Origin of the sequence: Salmonella sp. 741265050_HSA, assembly GCF_046569445.1 — a bacterium.
In the GTDB taxonomy this organism is placed as follows: Bacteria; Pseudomonadota; Gammaproteobacteria; order Enterobacterales; family Enterobacteriaceae; genus Salmonella; species Salmonella enterica.
In genome coordinates this window covers 228,428-245,461 of the sequence record NZ_JBKFSV010000003.1, presented here as the reverse complement: position 1 = coordinate 245,461, position 17,034 = coordinate 228,428, and the positions used below count along the sequence as shown (strand labels likewise).

17 protein-coding genes and 1 CRISPR repeat array (1 of these 18 running past the window's edge) are annotated in these 17,034 nt (G+C 53.6%); of the genes, 12 read left to right on the top strand and 5 right to left on the bottom strand.

The window, feature by feature from the left end; translation table 11 throughout:
* Nucleotides 1-3,465: a CRISPR direct-repeat array (repeat unit 29 nt; unit sequence GTGTTCCCCGCGCCAGCGGGGATAAACCG); it reaches 651 nt to the left of the window's first position.
* 14 nt (nt 3,466-3,479) lie between these two features.
* Nucleotides 3,480-4,526 (bottom strand): aminopeptidase, encoded by a 1,047-nt coding sequence (locus ACLD4F_RS09525; RefSeq protein ID WP_000490481.1) that lies wholly within the window; start codon nt 4,524-4,526, stop codon nt 3,480-3,482.
* A 250-nt stretch (nt 4,527-4,776) separates the two neighbouring features.
* Between ACLD4F_RS09525 and cysD the strand changes: the two genes are divergently transcribed.
* From cysD to ACLD4F_RS09475, 10 genes are all read left to right on the top strand, one after another.
* The gene (gene cysD / locus ACLD4F_RS09520) at nt 4,777-5,685 is read left to right on the top strand and encodes a sulfate adenylyltransferase subunit CysD (RefSeq protein WP_000372384.1); all 909 of its coding nucleotides are present in this window, start codon (nt 4,777-4,779) and stop codon (nt 5,683-5,685) included.
* A 9-nt stretch (nt 5,686-5,694) separates the two neighbouring features.
* Nucleotides 5,695-7,134: a sulfate adenylyltransferase subunit CysN gene (gene cysN, locus ACLD4F_RS09515; protein ID WP_079943962.1), complete on the top strand. Its 1,440-nt coding sequence runs from the start codon at nt 5,695-5,697 to the stop codon at nt 7,132-7,134.
* Complete coding sequence (gene cysC / locus ACLD4F_RS09510; RefSeq protein WP_001173663.1) at nt 7,121-7,726, top strand: adenylyl-sulfate kinase; 606 nt, start codon at nt 7,121-7,123, stop codon at nt 7,724-7,726. The genes cysN and cysC overlap by 14 nt, the downstream gene beginning before the upstream one ends.
* Before the next feature lie 50 nt (nt 7,727-7,776).
* Nucleotides 7,777-8,100, top strand: coding sequence for a DUF3561 family protein (locus ACLD4F_RS09505; RefSeq protein WP_001537530.1), 324 nt, complete (start codon nt 7,777-7,779; stop codon nt 8,098-8,100).
* A 190-nt stretch (nt 8,101-8,290) separates the two neighbouring features.
* Entirely contained in the window at nt 8,291-8,602 is a 312-nt protein-coding gene (gene ftsB / locus ACLD4F_RS09500) for a cell division protein FtsB (protein WP_000517480.1), read from the top strand.
* An 18-nt stretch (nt 8,603-8,620) separates the two neighbouring features.
* The gene (ispD, locus tag ACLD4F_RS09495; protein ID WP_000741653.1) at nt 8,621-9,331 is read left to right on the top strand and encodes a 2-C-methyl-D-erythritol 4-phosphate cytidylyltransferase; all 711 of its coding nucleotides are present in this window, start codon (nt 8,621-8,623) and stop codon (nt 9,329-9,331) included.
* Nucleotides 9,331-9,810, top strand: coding sequence for a 2-C-methyl-D-erythritol 2,4-cyclodiphosphate synthase (gene ispF, locus ACLD4F_RS09490; RefSeq protein ID WP_079943963.1), 480 nt, complete (start codon nt 9,331-9,333; stop codon nt 9,808-9,810). Before ispD ends, ispF begins: the two co-directional genes overlap by 1 nt.
* Entirely contained in the window at nt 9,807-10,856 is a 1,050-nt protein-coding gene (gene truD, locus ACLD4F_RS09485) for a tRNA pseudouridine(13) synthase TruD (RefSeq protein ID WP_045342082.1), read from the top strand. Before ispF ends, truD begins: the two co-directional genes overlap by 4 nt.
* Nucleotides 10,837-11,598, top strand: a complete 762-nt coding sequence (gene surE, locus ACLD4F_RS09480) for a 5'/3'-nucleotidase SurE (protein WP_001221537.1) — start codon at nt 10,837-10,839, stop codon at nt 11,596-11,598. Before truD ends, surE begins: the two co-directional genes overlap by 20 nt.
* Complete coding sequence (locus ACLD4F_RS09475) at nt 11,592-12,218, top strand: protein-L-isoaspartate(D-aspartate) O-methyltransferase (protein WP_000253545.1); 627 nt, start codon at nt 11,592-11,594, stop codon at nt 12,216-12,218. Before surE ends, ACLD4F_RS09475 begins: the two co-directional genes overlap by 7 nt.
* 138 nt (nt 12,219-12,356) lie before the next feature.
* Here the strand turns inward: ACLD4F_RS09475 and ACLD4F_RS09470 are convergent, their stop codons facing one another.
* Entirely contained in the window at nt 12,357-12,515 is a 159-nt protein-coding gene (locus ACLD4F_RS09470) for a peptidase (RefSeq protein ID WP_223148970.1), read from the bottom strand.
* Between ACLD4F_RS09470 and nlpD the strand changes: the two genes are divergently transcribed.
* Together nlpD and rpoS are read left to right on the top strand one after the other, a co-directional pair.
* Entirely contained in the window at nt 12,445-13,527 is a 1,083-nt protein-coding gene (gene nlpD, locus ACLD4F_RS09465) for a murein hydrolase activator NlpD (RefSeq protein ID WP_223151197.1), read from the top strand. The genes ACLD4F_RS09470 and nlpD overlap by 71 nt on opposite strands.
* 62 nt (nt 13,528-13,589) lie before the next feature.
* A complete protein-coding gene (gene rpoS, locus ACLD4F_RS09460; protein ID WP_000081498.1) occupies nt 13,590-14,582 on the top strand; it encodes an RNA polymerase sigma factor RpoS in 993 nt (330 codons plus the stop codon).
* A 44-nt stretch (nt 14,583-14,626) separates the two neighbouring features.
* Here rpoS and ACLD4F_RS09455 read toward each other — a convergent pair whose 3' ends face one another.
* The 3 genes from ACLD4F_RS09455 to ACLD4F_RS09445 are packed head-to-tail and all read right to left on the bottom strand — an operon-like array spanning nt 14,627 to nt 16,894.
* Nucleotides 14,627-14,863, bottom strand: a complete 237-nt coding sequence (locus ACLD4F_RS09455; protein WP_000562964.1) for a non-oxidative hydroxyarylic acid decarboxylases subunit D — start codon at nt 14,861-14,863, stop codon at nt 14,627-14,629.
* A 10-nt stretch (nt 14,864-14,873) separates the two neighbouring features.
* On the bottom strand, nt 14,874-16,301 hold the full coding sequence (locus ACLD4F_RS09450) for a non-oxidative hydroxyarylic acid decarboxylases subunit C (RefSeq protein ID WP_000863168.1): 1,428 nt from the start codon (nt 16,299-16,301) through the stop codon (nt 14,874-14,876).
* Entirely contained in the window at nt 16,301-16,894 is a 594-nt protein-coding gene (locus ACLD4F_RS09445) for a non-oxidative hydroxyarylic acid decarboxylases subunit B (protein WP_001237180.1), read from the bottom strand. The genes ACLD4F_RS09450 and ACLD4F_RS09445 overlap by 1 nt, the downstream gene beginning before the upstream one ends.
* Nucleotides 16,895-17,034: the final 140 nt, after the last annotated feature.

Sequence of the window (17,034 nt, the reverse complement as noted above, 5' to 3'; positions counted from 1 at the left end):
GTTATTCCAGACCCAATTACGTGTTCCCCGCGCCAGCGGGGATAAACCGATTATAGATATGTGAATATAGCATTAAATAGTGTGTTCCCCGCGCCAGCGGGGATAAACCGTTCGTATATCACTAAATAAGGATTAATATATGGTGTTCCCCGCGCCAGCGGGGATAAACCGCTGACCCAACGTACCAGATTAGTGCTGGTAATGTGTTCCCCGCGCCAGCGGGGATAAACCGCAGAATTATTATTGAAGCTACAGATTTATCATGTGTTCCCCGCGCCAGCGGGGATAAACCGAAAAATTGTTATCTCAATATATGGGCGGTGATGTGTTCCCCGCGCCAGCGGGGATAAACCGTGGCTGATTGTAATGCTTCATTAAGTGGTAAAGTGTTCCCCGCGCCAGCGGGGATAAACCGTTAAATAATAATAACCCTCTAATTTCATAGATGTGTTCCCCGCGCCAGCGGGGATAAACCGTATGTGTATAAGACTATGGGGTATACTGAGCAGTGTTCCCCGCGCCAGCGGGGATAAACCGTATCGTCAACCATTACTGGAGAGCGCACATTGGTGTTCCCCGCGCCAGCGGGGATAAACCGGCATTAGGTTTAGATTCTCCAGAAGTTAGAAAGTGTTCCCCGCGCCAGCGGGGATAAACCGGTAAATCAACTACTAATAGATTTTTATTAGTAGTGTTCCCCGCGCCAGCGGGGATAAACCGGCTGATACAATCGTTATTCCAGACCCAATTACGTGTTCCCCGCGCCAGCGGGGATAAACCGTCGCATTTAACTTTTAAATCAGATGAAAAACAGTGTTCCCCGCGCCAGCGGGGATAAACCGCCTGTATAATCCAACAATATCCCTAGCTGTTAGTGTTCCCCGCGCCAGCGGGGATAAACCGATTGATACATTTAAGGTGGAAGGATTATATTAGTGTTCCCCGCGCCAGCGGGGATAAACCGGCTCGTTATTAACTACTATAGGTAGATTGGCTGTGTTCCCCGCGCCAGCGGGGATAAACCGATAACTATATTGATAAAGTTATTAATGAAAATGTGTTCCCCGCGCCAGCGGGGATAAACCGACACATATGAGGTAAAACAGTCAACGTTATGGGTGTTCCCCGCGCCAGCGGGGATAAACCGATTTATCCGGAGGTATAGCATTTTTTAGAAAAGTGTTCCCCGCGCCAGCGGGGATAAACCGAATATTGAGTTCCATCACTGATATCTAAATTAGTGTTCCCCGCGCCAGCGGGGATAAACCGTGAAAACGGTATCAAAAATAATGAAAGAAATAGTGTTCCCCGCGCCAGCGGGGATAAACCGGCTAATTTATTGACTATATAACACTTTGGAGTATGTTCCCCGCGCCAGCGGGGATAAACCGGCTGTCGGTGGTGATTTAGGTGAGGAATTTATGTGTTCCCCGCGCCAGCGGGGATAAACCGCTGCTTGAGATTGGGAATCTGTTGGTAATTGTGTGTTCCCCGCGCCAGCGGGGATAAACCGAAAATATTAGCAATACTTTAAGACCCGAATCAGTGTTCCCCGCGCCAGCGGGGATAAACCGTTCACTTGTATTGCGAATAGTAGGGGTTGAAAGTGTTCCCCGCGCCAGCGGGGATAAACCGATTTATCAATAAATAAATTTAAATGATTATAAGTGTTCCCCGCGCCAGCGGGGATAAACCGAAACAGGGCTAGCATCATCTTACGCAACGATAGTGTTCCCCGCGCCAGCGGGGATAAACCGCCTTTGCAAATGCTGACTTGTTGCCGTTGTAGGTGTTCCCCGCGCCAGCGGGGATAAACCGTCAAAACATCTTTTGATGTTGCTGAATTTAAAGTGTTCCCCGCGCCAGCGGGGATAAACCGACTTTGGCATTGTAATCCCATCGAATAAATTAGTGTTCCCCGCGCCAGCGGGGATAAACCGATACTATTTCTCGCGCCGTTTATAATTCCAAAGTGTTCCCCGCGCCAGCGGGGATAAACCGACACTTATGAGGTAAAACAGTCAACGTTATGGGTGTTCCCCGCGCCAGCGGGGATAAACCGACATTTATGAGTATATTTCAGACCCTGTAAATGTGTTCCCCGCGCCAGCGGGGATAAACCGTTGGTACTGTAGGACTTTTAACCATTAAACAAGTGTTCCCCGCGCCAGCGGGGATAAACCGACACTTATGAGGTAAAACAGTCAACGTTATGGGTGTTCCCCGCGCCAGCGGGGATAAACCGCCCTGGACAATCTCAAAAATACGAGTGCTCATGTGTTCCCCGCGCCAGCGGGGATAAACCGGCCTCCATCATCAGGCGGTAATAACCGTCAATGTGTTCCCCGCGCCAGCGGGGATAAACCGGGCGCACCAATTAGCACATATTATTTAGATACGTGTTCCCCGCGCCAGCGGGGATAAACCGCCTCGCCATTTGAGTTGGCATCCGGCGTTAACGTGTTCCCCGCGCCAGCGGGGATAAACCGTATCCCGATTATCAGGAATATTTCTGGTGCGAGTGTTCCCCGCGCCAGCGGGGATAAACCGGGCGATCTCGATTTCACGGTTATTTACTGGCTGTGTTCCCCGCGCCAGCGGGGATAAACCGAATTGTTATTTCTGGCGGGTCACTGGGTCAACGTGTTCCCCGCGCCAGCGGGGATAAACCGCGGCTGTGCGTATTGTCGCGTATTGTCCTGACGTGTTCCCCGCGCCAGCGGGGATAAACCGCAAAATGACTTGATCAAGAAAGCCCAGCAAGAGTGTTCCCCGCGCCAGCGGGGATAAACCGGCTCGCTAGGGGTTCGCATGGTCGGTGATAGCGTGTTCCCCGCGCCAGCGGGGATAAACCGCTGGTGGCTGGACTAACGTCGAAATAGTTATGGTGTTCCCCGCGCCAGCGGGGATAAACCGGCATAATCGAGATCCTCTTTAACTCCGATAGCGTGTTCCCCGCGCCAGCGGGGATAAACCGGTGCAAGAGAAAAAATAATTTATTCACATGAAGTGTTCCCCGCGCTAGCGGGGATAAACCGAATAAACCGCCAATACAAATAATTGAGTTATCGTGTTCCCCGCGCCAGCGGGGATAAACCGCGATTTGTATTGATTAATTTTGTCAAGATTGTGTGTTCCCCGCGCCAGCGGGGATAAACCGGAGATTTTTCTTGTCCCGCCACACCAGCGGCTGTGTTCCCCGCGCCAGCGGGGATAAACCGCTCGCGCATTGTCTTTTGATCCCATAGCGTATGTGTTCCCCGCGCCAGCGGGGATAAACCGTCGGCCTGTGCGGTTGCGGCCTGCCATTGCTCGTGTTCCCCGCGCCAGCGGGGATAAACCGGAACAGATCACGCTCGGCGACGCGGCGGTTATGTGTTCCCCGCGCCAGCGGGGATAAACCGAGGGGCGTTCCGCAGTCGGCAAGGGCTGAAAAATGTTCCCCGCGCCAGCGGGGATAAACACGTTTCACCAGCATATCAGGACGTTTTTTCCGCCTTCGCCAGCTCTTTTACCAACGGCAGCATTATCCGTACTACATCGCGGCTACGGCGCTCAATCCGCCCTGGCAGCGCCTTGTCAATATGCTGTTGATTATCAAGCCGTACGTCGTGCCAGCTATTGCCGTTCGGGAAGGATGCATTTTTCACGCGTTGCTGGTATCCGTCTTTTTTACCCAGATTCCAGTTCGTCGCCTCAACAGAAAGCACCGATATTCCCGCTTTATCGAAAACCTCCGCGTCATTACAGCAACCCGTTCCTTTGGGGTAGGATGGATTGCGTCCCGGATTGGTGTTGGCGGCGATACCATAACGGCGCGCAATCGCTAATGCCCGATCGCGGGTCAGTGTACGCACCGCTTCCGGCGTATTTTTCCCGCTATTAAAATAGAGCTTGTCGCCAACAATCAGGTTATCGAGATTAATCACCAGCAGCGTATTTTTCTTCTCAGCGTCACTCATTCGTTTGAGTAAATTTTCCGCGCCTAGCTTTCCCTCTTCTTCCCCGCTGGTGGCGATAAAACGAATCCCATAATGGGTCGGTATATCTTTCAGACGCGCCGCCAGTTCCAGCATAACGCCTAATCCCGCGGCATTATCATCCATTCCCTGTAACGTTAAACCGCCCAGATTGGCATCGACATCAGCGTCGCTCTGCGGAGCGTAGGTATCCAGATGCGCCATAATGATGATCTGTTGCGGCACGCGCCCTTCATGGGCGGCGATGACCGTACTGCCCGTCACGTTATGCCAGTTTTTGCGATTATCCTTCGTGGTATAAATAAATCGGCTATTAAACGTTCGAATATCGCTTTGATATCCCATCTGGGTAAATTGTTGGCGTAAATAATCGGCAGACAACATCTCGGCGGGGGAGCCAGTCATTCTCCCGGGAAAAAAGGTGGCGATATGTCGTGCCTGAGTATTCGCTATTTCACCAGGCCCTGGTGATGCTGCTTGTGCAGGAAGGATAAAGCCTACGCCGAGCGCCAGAATGACGGCAAAGCGGCGCGTTGCGGAAAACATAATGAGTCCTTAAATACAGAACAAAATTTTACGTGGCTAGTATGAAACCGCGATCGTGTTAATACAATTTCATTTGCTCCTAAATGCTGGCAATCCGGTACGTTAAGCATTTTTTGATATTGGTTTTTGGGCCGCGTTATTCCTTTGAGGAACTACTCATTCCAATTCGTCATTTCATTCACTCTCCTGCGCTCCCTATAGTCGTGTAATCGAAATGTTTAGCAAAAAACGGTATTGCAAAGGAACGGTTATGGATCAAAAACGACTCACCCACCTGCGGCAACTGGAGGCGGAAAGTATCCACATTATCCGTGAAGTGGCAGCGGAATTCGCTAATCCGGTCATGCTGTACTCCATTGGTAAAGACTCCAGCGTCATGCTGCATCTGGCGCGTAAGGCGTTTTATCCGGGTACGTTGCCGTTCCCGCTATTGCACGTTGATACCGGTTGGAAATTCCGTGAGATGTACGCCTTTCGCGATCGTACCGCCAACGCATATGGCTGCGAGTTGCTGGTACATAAAAATCCGGAAGGCGTGGCGATGGGCATCAATCCGTTCGTTCACGGTAGCGCTAAACACACCGACATTATGAAAACCGAAGGGTTAAAGCAGGCGCTGAATAAGTACGGTTTTGATGCCGCGTTCGGCGGCGCACGGCGCGATGAGGAAAAATCCCGCGCGAAAGAACGTATTTACTCCTTTCGTGACCGTTTCCATCGCTGGGACCCGAAAAATCAGCGTCCAGAGTTGTGGCGTAACTATAACGGTCAGATTAATAAAGGCGAAAGTATACGCGTCTTCCCGCTCTCCAACTGGACAGAGCAGGATATCTGGCAATACATCTGGCTGGAAAACATCGACATCGTGCCGCTGTATTTGGCTGCTGAACGCCCGGTTCTGGAACGTGACGGCATGTTGATGATGGTGGATGACGATCGTATCGATCTCCAGCCTGGCGAAGTCATCAAAAAAAGGATGGTGCGCTTCCGTACACTTGGCTGTTGGCCGCTCACCGGGGCGGTGGAATCCCACGCGCAAACGCTGCCGGAAATTATCGAAGAGATGCTGGTTTCTACCACCAGCGAGCGCCAGGGGAGGATGATTGACCGCGATCAGGCGGGGTCGATGGAGCTTAAAAAACGTCAGGGGTATTTCTAAGGAGCCGCCATGAACACCATACTTGCACAACAAATCGCCAATGAAGGCGGCGTCGAAGCCTGGATGATGGCCCAACAGCACAAAAGCCTGCTGCGTTTTTTAACCTGTGGCAGCGTTGATGACGGTAAAAGTACGCTGATAGGTCGTTTGCTGCACGATACCCTGCAAATTTATGAAGATCAGCTCTCTTCTCTGCATAATGACAGTAAACGTCATGGCACGCAGGGAGAAAAACTCGATCTGGCGCTGCTGGTAGATGGGCTGCAGGCCGAGCGTGAGCAGGGCATTACTATTGACGTCGCGTACCGCTATTTCTCCACGGAAAAACGAAAATTTATTATCGCCGACACGCCGGGCCATGAACAATATACCCGGAATATGGCGACCGGAGCGTCCACCTGCGATCTGGCGATCCTACTGATCGACGCGCGTAAAGGCGTGCTGGATCAGACGCGTCGCCATAGCTTTATCTCCACTCTGTTGGGGATCAAACACCTGGTGGTGGCAATCAACAAAATGGATCTCGTTGACTACCGCGAAGAGACCTTCGCTCGTATTCGCGAAGATTACCTGACCTTTGCTGAACAGTTGCCGGCCGATCTGGATATTCGCTTTGTCCCGCTTTCGGCGCTGGAAGGGGATAATGTCGCCGCGCAGAGCGCCAATATGCGCTGGTACAGCGGTCCGACGCTGCTGGAAGTCCTGGAAACGGTAGACATACAGCGTGCGGTAGACCGTCAGCCGATGCGCTTTCCGGTACAGTACGTCAATCGCCCGAATCTTGATTTTCGGGGGTATGCCGGCACTCTGGCGTCTGGTAGCGTCAAAGTCGGAGAGCGCATTAAAGTGCTGCCGTCTGGCGTGGAATCCAGCGTGGCGCGTATCGTCACTTTTGATGGCGATAAAGAAGAAGCCTATGCGGGCGAAGCCATTACCCTGGTACTCAACGACGACATTGATATTAGCCGCGGCGATCTGCTGCTGGCGGCAAACGAGACGCTGGCACCTGCGCGGCACGCCGCGATCGATGTGGTATGGATGGCGGAACAGCCGCTGGCGCCGGGCCAAAGCTACGACGTTAAACTCGCGGGCAAGAAAACCCGCGCGCGTATCGAGGCTATTCGCTATCAGATTGATATCAACAATCTGACCCAACGAGACGTCGAGAGCCTGCCGTTAAACGGTATTGGTCTGGTAGAGATGACATTCGATGAGCCGCTCGCGCTGGATATTTATCAGCAAAATCCGGTGACGGGCGGGCTGATTTTTATCGACCGACTTTCTAACGTCACCGTGGGCGCTGGCATGGTGCGGGAACTGAACGAACGCGGAGCGACGCCGCCCGTGGAATACAGTGCGTTTGAGCTGGAGCTGAATGCGCTGGTACGCCGTCATTTTCCGCACTGGGACGCCCGCGATTTGCTGGGAGATAAACATGGCGCTGCATGATGAGAACGTGGTCTGGCACTCTCATCCCGTTACTGTCGCCGCCCGTGAACAGCTCCACGGCCACCGTGGCGTGGTGCTGTGGTTTACCGGACTCTCCGGTTCGGGAAAATCAACGGTGGCCGGCGCGCTGGAAGAGGCGTTACATCAGCGTGGCGTCAGTACCTACCTGTTGGATGGCGATAATGTGCGCCACGGTTTGTGCCGTGATTTAGGCTTTAGCGATGCCGACCGCCAGGAAAATATCCGGCGGGTAGGCGAAGTGGCCAGTCTGATGGCGGACGCTGGCCTGATTGTTTTGACGGCATTTATTTCTCCGCACCGCGCCGAGCGGCAACTGGTAAAAGAGCGCGTCGGCCACGATCGTTTTATCGAGATTTATGTCAATACGCCGCTGGCTATCTGTGAACAGCGCGATCCTAAAGGGTTGTATAAAAAAGCGCGTGCGGGCGAGTTGCGTAACTTTACCGGCATCGACGCCATTTACGAAGCGCCTGACTCGCCCCAGGTTCATCTTAATGGTGAACAATTAGTAACAAATTTGGTTTCCCAATTATTAGACCTGCTGAGACGGCGCGATATTATCAGATCCTGAGACACCACCGGGCTTGTATGCCCGGTATGGTCAAGGTTACAGGATTTAATATGCGTAATAGCCATAACATTACTTTCACAAGGTCAGACGCCTTCATGGTCGACGATGACGCCACCAGTGCATTTCCGGGGGCGGTGGTCGGCTTTGTGTCATGGCTGCTGGCGTTGGGGATCCCTTTTCTGCTTTATGGCCCTAACACGCTGTTTTTTTTCCTCTATACCTGGCCCTTTTTCCTCGCGTTAATGCCGGTATCGGTGATTATCGGCATTGCGTTGCATCTGTTGGTAAAGGGCAAAATACTTTTTAGCATCATGTTTACTCTACTGGCCGTAGGCGCGCTGTTCGGCGCGTTATTCATATGGCTATTAGGGTAGACGGGTTATCACTGCGCCTCCGGTCATAATTCAAACCGTAACCAACAATGAGATTATGTTCTCCTTACTCGGGTATACGTAACATCCGGCAAATGTGGTACATTTGCCGGCGTTGTCGCGGCAATCCCGTCCTGAATGTGGAGTCACAGAGGACGTTATGGGATGATGATGCCGTTTTTCAGGGGGCAGGATGGGTAAACTAACGCTGCTGTTGCTGGCTTTACTGGTCTGGCTACAGTACTCGCTGTGGTTCGGTAAGAACGGCATACATGACTATAGCCGCGTCAACGATGATGTGGTCGCGCAGCAGGCGACAAACGCCAAACTTAAAGCGCGTAACGATCAGCTTTTTGCCGAAATTGACGATCTCAATGGCGGCCAGGAAGCGATTGAGGAGCGCGCGCGCAACGAACTTAGCATGACCAAACCGGGCGAAACCTTCTATCGTCTGGTGCCTGACGCCTCAAAACGCGCGGCAACGGCGGGGCAAACTCATCGATAAACCATCCAGGGATTTAACATGGCAGCCACTTTATTGGACGTTTGCGCCGTGGTGCCGGCGGCCGGATTTGGCCGCCGAATGCAAACAGAATGTCCTAAGCAGTATCTCTCAATCGGTAATAAAACCATTCTGGAGCACTCAGTTCATGCGCTGCTGGCGCATCCTCGGGTGACACGCGTTGTTATTGCTATCAGCCCTGGCGATCATCGCTTTGCCCAACTTCCGCTGGCGAATCATCCGCAAATCACCGTTGTGGATGGCGGCAACGAACGCGCTGATTCTGTTTTGGCCGGGTTGCAGGCCGTTGCAAAGGCGCAGTGGGTGCTGGTGCACGACGCGGCAAGACCCTGTTTGCATCAGGATGACCTTGCGCGGTTGCTGACCATCAGCGAAAACAGCCGGGTCGGCGGTATCCTCGCCAGTCCGGTGCGCGACACCATGAAACGCGGCGAACCAGGGAAAAACGCTATTGCCCATACCGTAGAGCGCGCCGATTTATGGCACGCGCTCACCCCGCAGTTTTTCCCCCGCGAACTCTTGCACGATTGTCTGACGCGTGCGCTGAATGAAGGCGCGACCATCACCGACGAAGCGTCAGCGCTGGAGTATTGTGGTTTTCATCCGGCGCTGGTAGAAGGTCGCGCGGATAACATCAAGGTCACCCGTCCGGAAGATCTGGCGCTGGCGGAATTTTATCTGACCCGAACCATCCACCAGGAGAAAGCATAATGCGAATTGGACACGGTTTTGACGTACACGCGTTTGGCGGAGAAGGGCCGATTATCATTGGCGGCGTGCGTATCCCTTATGAAAAAGGGCTATTGGCGCATTCCGATGGCGATGTGGCGTTACATGCGCTGACCGATGCGCTGCTGGGCGCGGCGGCGCTTGGCGATATCGGCAAGCTCTTCCCGGATACCGATCCGGCATTTAAGGGGGCGGATAGCCGCGAACTACTGCGTGAAGCCTGGCGTCGTATTCAGGCGAAGGGGTACACCCTCGGCAACGTGGATGTCACCATTATTGCGCAGGTGCCGAAAATGCTGCCGCATATTCCGCAAATGCGCGTCTTTATCGCCGAAGATCTCGGCTGCCATATGGATGAGGTTAACGTGAAGGCGACGACGACGGAAAAGCTCGGATTTACCGGACGCGGAGAAGGCATTGCCTGCGAAGCGGTCGCGCTGCTGATGAAGGCGGCGAAATGACAGAGTTTGACAATCTCACCTGGCTGCACGGAAAACCACAAGGTAGCGGATTGCTGAAAGCGAATCCGGAAGATTTTGTGGTGGTTGAAGATTTAGGCTTTACGCCGGATGGTGAAGGCGAGCACATTCTGCTGCGTATTTTGAAAAACGGTTGCAATACCCGTTTTGTCGCTGACGCGCTGGCGAAATTCCTGAAAATTCACGCTCGCGAAGTGAGCTTTGCCGGGCAAAAAGATAAACACGCCGTTACCGAGCAGTGGCTGTGCGCGCGCGTGCCGGGGAAAGAGATGCCCGATTTCAGCGCCTTTCAGCTGGAAGGTTGTAAAGTGCTGGAATACGCGCGTCACAAGCGTAAGCTGCGTTTAGGCGCGCTGAAAGGCAATGCCTTTACGCTGGTGTTGCGTGAAATAAGCGATCGCCGCGATGTCGAAACACGATTGCAGGCGATTCGCGATGGCGGCGTGCCGAACTATTTCGGCGCACAGCGATTCGGCATTGGCGGCAGCAACTTGCAGGGCGCGCTGCGCTGGGCGCAAAGTAACGCGCCGGTGCGCGATCGCAATAAACGCAGTTTTTGGTTGTCGGCGGCACGTAGCGCGTTGTTTAATCAAATTGTTCACCAGCGGCTGAAGAAACCAGACTTTAATCAAGTTGTTGACGGCGATGCGCTACAATTAGCGGGGCGTGGAAGCTGGTTCGTCGCGACATCTGAAGAACTGCCTGAATTGCAGCGCCGGGTAGACGAAAAAGAGCTGCTGATTACAGCATCGTTGCCGGGCAGCGGAGAGTGGGGAACACAGCGTGCGGCGCTGGCGTTTGAGCAAGATGCCATTGCCCAGGAAACGGTGTTGCAATCGCTGTTGCTGCGCGAAAAAGTAGAGGCGTCGCGCAGAGCGATGCTGCTTTATCCGCAACAATTAAGCTGGAACTGGTGGGATGACGTTACCGTCGAGTTACGTTTCTGGCTGCCCGCAGGCAGTTTTGCCACCAGCGTAGTAAGGGAACTGATCAACACAATGGGTGATTATGCGCATATTGCTGAGTAACGATGACGGGGTTCACGCGCCCGGTATACAAACGCTGGCGAAAGCGCTGCGTGAGTTTGCTGATGTACAGGTCGTAGCCCCGGATCGTAACCGCAGCGGCGCGTCTAATTCCCTCACGCTGGAATCTTCGCTTCGTACTTTTACCTTTGATAATGGCGATATCGCCGTACAGATGGGGACGCCGACCGATTGCGTCTATCTGGGCGTTAATGCCTTAATGCGTCCGCGTCCGGATATTGTCGTTTCCGGTATTAACGCGGGTCCGAATCTGGGCGATGATGTGATCTATTCCGGTACTGTCGCCGCGGCGATGGAAGGCCGTCATCTCGGCTTTCCGGCATTAGCGGTCTCCCTTAACGGCTATCAGCATTATGATACGGCTGCGGCCGTGACTTGCGCGCTTTTGCGAGGGTTAAGCCGGGAGCCGTTGCGTACCGGGCGTATTCTCAACGTGAATGTCCCGGATCTACCGTTAGCGCAGATTAAAGGCATCCGCGTGACTCGCTGTGGTAGCCGCCATCCAGCGGATAAAGTAATCCCGCAGGAAGATCCGCGCGGTAATACATTGTACTGGATTGGCCCGCCGGGCGATAAATACGATGCTGGGCCGGATACCGATTTCGCGGCGGTGGATGAAGGCTACGTCTCCGTCACGCCGTTGCATGTGGATTTAACCGCGCACAGCGCGCATGATGTGGTTTCAGACTGGTTAGACAGCGTGGGAGTTGGCACGCAATGGTAAGTGGACGTGTACAGGCTCTTCTTGAACAATTGCGCGCGCAGGGCATCAGAGATGAGCAGGTGCTTAATGCGCTTGCCGCAGTGCCGCGCGAGAAATTTATTGATGAAGCGTTTGAACATAAGGCCTGGGAAAATATCGCTTTGCCGATAGGCCAGGGTCAGACGATTTCGCAGCCCTATATGGTGGCGCGAATGACGGAACTGCTCGAACTGACGCCGCAATCCAGGGTGTTGGAAATTGGCACCGGTTCCGGCTATCAGACGGCGATTCTGGCGCATCTGGTACATCACGTTTGCTCCGTTGAGCGGATTAAGGGGCTGCAATGGCAGGCGCGTCGCCGCCTGAAGCAGCTCGATTTACATAATGTTTCTACCCGTCATGGCGATGGCTGGCAAGGCTGGCAGGCGCGTGCGCCGTTTGACGCTATCATTGTGACGGCCGCGCCGCCGGAAATTCCTACCGCGCTCATGGCACAGTTGGATGAAGGCGGCATTCTTGTTCTGCCCGTGGGCGATGAGCAGCAGTTTTTGAAACGCGTGCGTCGCCGGGGCGGCGAATTTATTATCGATACCGTGGAGGCCGTTCGCTTCGTCCCGTTAGTCAAGGGAGAGCTGGCCTAGTTTGCCCTGCAAACACCCACTCTTACGCCTGATGAAGCCGAAACGAATACCTGGAGTTTTCCTGGTTATTCCCGGTGGGTTAAGCGTATCGTGAACACATTTTCCCGTGTTCACTTAATGCGTTGCACGGTTCTTACGTCACTGGTTGTTAACCAAATTTTTTCCTGGGGGATAAATGAGCGCGGGAAGCCCAAAATTCACCGTTAGTCGCATTGCGGCACTATCACTGGTTTCACTATGGCTGGCAGGTTGTACCAGTTCGTCAAACCCTCCGGCGCCGGTCACGTCTGTGGACAGTGGTTCGTCATCAAATACCAATTCCGGGATGTTGATCACACCGCCGCCAAAAATGGGCGCGACGACGCAACAAACGCCGCAACAAGCACCGCAAATTCAACCCGTTCAGCGTCCTGTAACGCAGCCCATGCAAACTCAACCGGTCGCGGAACAACCCGTGCAGATGGAAAATGGGCGAATTGTATACAATCGCCAGTATGGGAATATTCCGAAAGGTAGCTATACGGGGGGCAGTACTTACACCGTGAAAAAGGGTGATACGCTTTTTTACATCGCCTGGATTACCGGGAACGATTTCCGCGATCTGGCCCAGAGAAACAGTATTTCTGCCCCGTATAGCCTGAATGTAGGGCAAACTTTGCAAGTTGGTAACGCATCCGGTACGCCAATTACTGGCGGAAATGCGATCACCCAGGCGGATGCAGCACAGCAAGGAGTTGTGACCAGGTCTGCACAAAATTCCACCGTTGCAGTTGCGTCTCAACCAACAATTACGTATTCTGAGGGCTCAGGTGAACAAAGTGCTAACAAAATGTTGCCAAACAACAAGCCTGCTGGGACGGTTGTCACAGCGCCTGTAACGGCACCAACGGTAAGCACGACCGAACCAAATGCAAGCAGTACGTCAACCAGCGCGCCGATTTCCGCATGGCGCTGGCCGACGGATGGCAAAGTGATCGAAAACTTTGGCGCTTCCGAAGGGGGCAATAAAGGGATCGACATTGCAGGCAGTAAGGGACAGGCTATCGTCGCAACCGCTGATGGGCGCGTCGTATATGCCGGTAACGCACTGCGTGGTTACGGTAATCTTATTATCATCAAACATAACGATGATTACCTGAGTGCCTACGCCCATAATGATACGATGCTGGTCCGGGAACAACAGGAAGTTAAGGCGGGGCAAAAAATCGCTACTATGGGTAGCACCGGCACCAGCTCTACACGCTTGCATTTTGAAATTCGTTACAAGGGGAAATCCGTAAACCCGCTGCGTTATTTACCGCAGCGATAAAGCGGCGGAACCAGGCTTTGACTTGCTAGTTCCGTCAAGGGATCACGGGTAGGAGCCACCTTATGAGTCAGAATACGCTGAAAGTTCATGATTTAAATGAAGACGCGGAATTTGATGAGAACGGAGTAGAGGCTTTTGACGAAAAAGCCTTGAGTGAAGAGGAACCCAGTGATAACGACCTGGCTGAAGAAGAGCTGTTATCGCAAGGGGCCACACAGCGTGTGTTGGACGCGACTCAGCTTTACCTTGGTGAGATTGGGTATTCACCACTGTTAACAGCCGAAGAAGAAGTCTATTTTGCGCGTCGCGCACTGCGTGGAGATGTTGCTTCTCGCCGTCGCATGATTGAGAGTAACCTGCGTCTGGTGGTAAAAATTGCCCGCCGTTATGGCAATCGTGGACTGGCGTTGCTGGACCTGATTGAAGAGGGCAACCTGGGGCTTATCCGTGCAGTCGAGAAGTTTGACCCGGAACGCGGGTTCCGCTTCTCAACATACGCAACCTGGTGGATTCGCCAGACAATCGAACGGGCGATTATGAACCAAACCCGTACGATTCGCTTGCCGATTCACATTGTTAAAGAGCTGAACGTATACCTGCGCACCGCACGTGAGTTGTCGCATAAACTGGACCACGAACCGAGTGCGGAAGAAATTGCAGAGCAACTTGATAAACCGGTTGATGACGTCAGCCGTATGCTTCGTCTCAACGAGCGCATTACCTCGGTAGACACCCCGCTGGGCGGTGATTCCGAAAAAGCGTTGCTGGACATCCTGGCCGATGAAAAAGAGAACGGTCCGGAAGACACCACGCAAGATGACGATATGAAACAGAGCATCGTCAAATGGTTGTTCGAACTGAACGCCAAACAGCGTGAAGTGCTGGCGCGCCGTTTCGGTCTGCTGGGATATGAAGCTGCGACACTGGAAGATGTAGGCCGTGAAATCGGTCTTACGCGTGAACGTGTTCGTCAGATTCAGGTTGAAGGCCTGCGCCGTCTGCGCGAAATTCTGCAGACGCAGGGGCTGAATATCGAAGCGCTGTTCCGCGAGTAAGTACCCTTGTCAAAAAAAGGCCAGTCGACAGACTGGCCTTTTTTTTACCGTTTGTCTTCTGCCAGCAACGGCGGGATACTCGGCACCATTGGCGCGTCATCAATATCTTTTTGCGTCATGCGAAACGCTTGTGGATAGTGTTCGCGGCTGGTACGGCGTAACGGTTCGGTATCGCGCCAGGTATACAGACAATGCTGACACTGATATACCGTCCAGACTCCTTTTACCGGCGAAGTCGCCATGAGTTCAATATGTGCATCGGCACAGCGTGGACAAATCATCGGTTACTCCTTATTTACGGTTGGCCAGCATGGCGGTCAGCTTTTCAGCCCAGGCTTTAGTTTCCGGTAAATCAACAACCGGCTGGCTATAGTGACCACGGTTATCTGGCGCAACCGGCGTGGTGGCGTCAATGATCAGCTTGTCGGTAATCCCCGCCGGGCTTGAGCCCGGATCCAGTTCCAGGACGGACATATTCGGTAGCTGTACCAGATCGCCTGCCGGATTCACTTTCGACGACAACGCCCACATCACCTGTGGCAGATTGAATGGATCGACATCTTCATCGACCATGATCACCATCTTCACATATCCCAGACCGTGCGGCGTCGTCATCGCTCGCAGGCCCACCGCGCGGGCAAAGCCGCCGTAGCGTTTTTTGGTCGAGATGATGGCCAGCAGGCCGTGGGTGTACATGGCGTTTACCGCCTGCACTTCCGGAAATTCGGCTTTCAGCTGTTGATACAGTGGCACGCAGGTCGCCGGCCCCATCAGGTAGTCGATTTCTGTCCACGGCATACCCAAATAGAGCGATTCAAAAATGGGTTTGCTGCGGTAAGAGACCTTATCGATACGCACCACGGTCATGTTGCGACCGCCGGAATAGTGGCCGGTAAATTCGCCGAACGGTCCTTCAATTTCACGTTTACGGCTTTCGATGACCCCTTCAAGAATGACTTCAGATCCCCACGGCACATCAAAACCGGTCAGCGGCGCGGTGGCGATAGGATAGGGGCTTTCACGCAGCGCGCCTGCCATTTCATACTCTGACTGATCGTATTTCAGCGGCGTTGCGCCCATCAGGGTAATGATCGGATCGTTACCCAGCGTGATCGCAATCGGCAGATCTTCCCCGCGCTCTTCAGCTTTGTGCAGGTGCAATGCGATATCATGCATCGGCACTGGTTGCAGACCCAGCTTACGCTTGCCTTTAACTTCCATACGGTAGATGCCGACATTCTGTTTGCCGAAGTTATCGGGATCGAGCGGATCGCGTGATACCACACAGGCTTTATCCAGATAGAATCCGCCGTCGCCGTCGTTCAGACGAAACAGCGGCAGGATATCAAACAGGTTGATCGCGTCGCCGTCGACGGTATTTTCCGCCCAGCCCGGATTCGCCCGTCGTTCCGGCGCTACCGGAAAATTGTCCCAGCGGCGAATAAATTCATCGATCTGTTTTTTAACCGGCGTGTTAGGCGGCAAACCCAGTGAGATGGCATGGTTCTGCCAGGAACCGATGGTATTCATCGCCACGCGGGCGTCGGTAAAACCACGAATATTGTCAAACCACAGCGCGGGCGCGCCATCGCCGATGCGTCCCGTTGCGTTGGCAGCGGCGGCGAGATCCGGCTCCGCATTCACTTCCTCGCTGATTTTCAGCAGTTGTCCCTGCTGATCCAGCGCATGTAAAAAACTGCGCAAATCATCAAATGCCATTATCCATTCTCCTGTGAAAAATTTGCTGCCTGTCGCAGTCCTTGCCAGCGGCGCGCGCGCGTATGCTCCAGACCAAACTGGTCGAGAACGCGCGCTACGATATGCTGGATAATATCGTCAACGGTTTGCGGCAGGTTGTAGAACGCGGGCATGGGCGGCACTATCGCCACCCCCATACGAGAAAGCGCAAGCATGTTTTCCAGATGAATCGTGCTGAGCGGCATTTCCCGCGGCACAAGCACCAGCTTGCGACCCTCTTTCAACACGACATCGGCAGCGCGTCCCACCAGCCCCTCGGCATAGCCGGCGCGAACCCCCGCCAGTGTTTTCATACTGCAGGGGATAATAATCATGCCGTCGGTACGAAATGAGCCGGAGGAAATGGTCGCCGCCTGATCGGCCGGGCTATGACAATAATCTGCCAGGGCGGCTACCTCCGCGGGCGTGTAGGGCGTCTCCAGTTCAATAGTGGTTTTCGCCCACTTTGACATTACCAGATGCGTTTCAACATCAGGTATCGCCCGCAATGCCTGGAGTAACTCGACGCCAAGCGGCGCGCCGGTCGCACCGGTCATCCCCACAATCAATCTCATTTCTTACCTCAAATATCGTTCGTATACGAACATTTTGATCAAAATACGCCCACACGGCCTTTGCGACAAGATCGCTCCCGACGCCTGCGCACGTTTAGCTAAAGCATTCGTCATTAAAAAACCGTGCATAAGTCGTTATG

What these genes read in the sequence shown, in the direction of transcription:
- ACLD4F_RS09475 (WP_000253545.1), top strand. Translation starts at nt 11,592, where the DNA reads ATGGTAAGTGGACGTGTACAGGCTCTTCTTGAACAATTGCGCGCGCAG.
- ACLD4F_RS09525 (WP_000490481.1), bottom strand. Translation starts at nt 4,526, where the DNA reads ATGTTTTCCGCAACGCGCCGCTTTGCCGTCATTCTGGCGCTCGGCGTA.
- ispF (WP_079943963.1), top strand. Translation starts at nt 9,331, where the DNA reads ATGCGAATTGGACACGGTTTTGACGTACACGCGTTTGGCGGAGAAGGG.
- surE (WP_001221537.1), top strand. Translation starts at nt 10,837, where the DNA reads ATGCGCATATTGCTGAGTAACGATGACGGGGTTCACGCGCCCGGTATA.
- ACLD4F_RS09450 (WP_000863168.1), bottom strand. Translation starts at nt 16,301, where the DNA reads ATGGCATTTGATGATTTGCGCAGTTTTTTACATGCGCTGGATCAGCAG.
- ACLD4F_RS09445 (WP_001237180.1), bottom strand. Translation starts at nt 16,894, where the DNA reads ATGAGATTGATTGTGGGGATGACCGGTGCGACCGGCGCGCCGCTTGGC.
- truD (WP_045342082.1), top strand. Translation starts at nt 9,807, where the DNA reads ATGACAGAGTTTGACAATCTCACCTGGCTGCACGGAAAACCACAAGGT.
- cysN (WP_079943962.1), top strand. Translation starts at nt 5,695, where the DNA reads ATGAACACCATACTTGCACAACAAATCGCCAATGAAGGCGGCGTCGAA.
- ACLD4F_RS09505 (WP_001537530.1), top strand. Translation starts at nt 7,777, where the DNA reads ATGCGTAATAGCCATAACATTACTTTCACAAGGTCAGACGCCTTCATG.
- ispD (WP_000741653.1), top strand. Translation starts at nt 8,621, where the DNA reads ATGGCAGCCACTTTATTGGACGTTTGCGCCGTGGTGCCGGCGGCCGGA.
- rpoS (WP_000081498.1), top strand. Translation starts at nt 13,590, where the DNA reads ATGAGTCAGAATACGCTGAAAGTTCATGATTTAAATGAAGACGCGGAA.
- cysC (WP_001173663.1), top strand. Translation starts at nt 7,121, where the DNA reads ATGGCGCTGCATGATGAGAACGTGGTCTGGCACTCTCATCCCGTTACT.
- ACLD4F_RS09455 (WP_000562964.1), bottom strand. Translation starts at nt 14,863, where the DNA reads ATGATTTGTCCACGCTGTGCCGATGCACATATTGAACTCATGGCGACT.
- ftsB (WP_000517480.1), top strand. Translation starts at nt 8,291, where the DNA reads ATGGGTAAACTAACGCTGCTGTTGCTGGCTTTACTGGTCTGGCTACAG.
- cysD (WP_000372384.1), top strand. Translation starts at nt 4,777, where the DNA reads ATGGATCAAAAACGACTCACCCACCTGCGGCAACTGGAGGCGGAAAGT.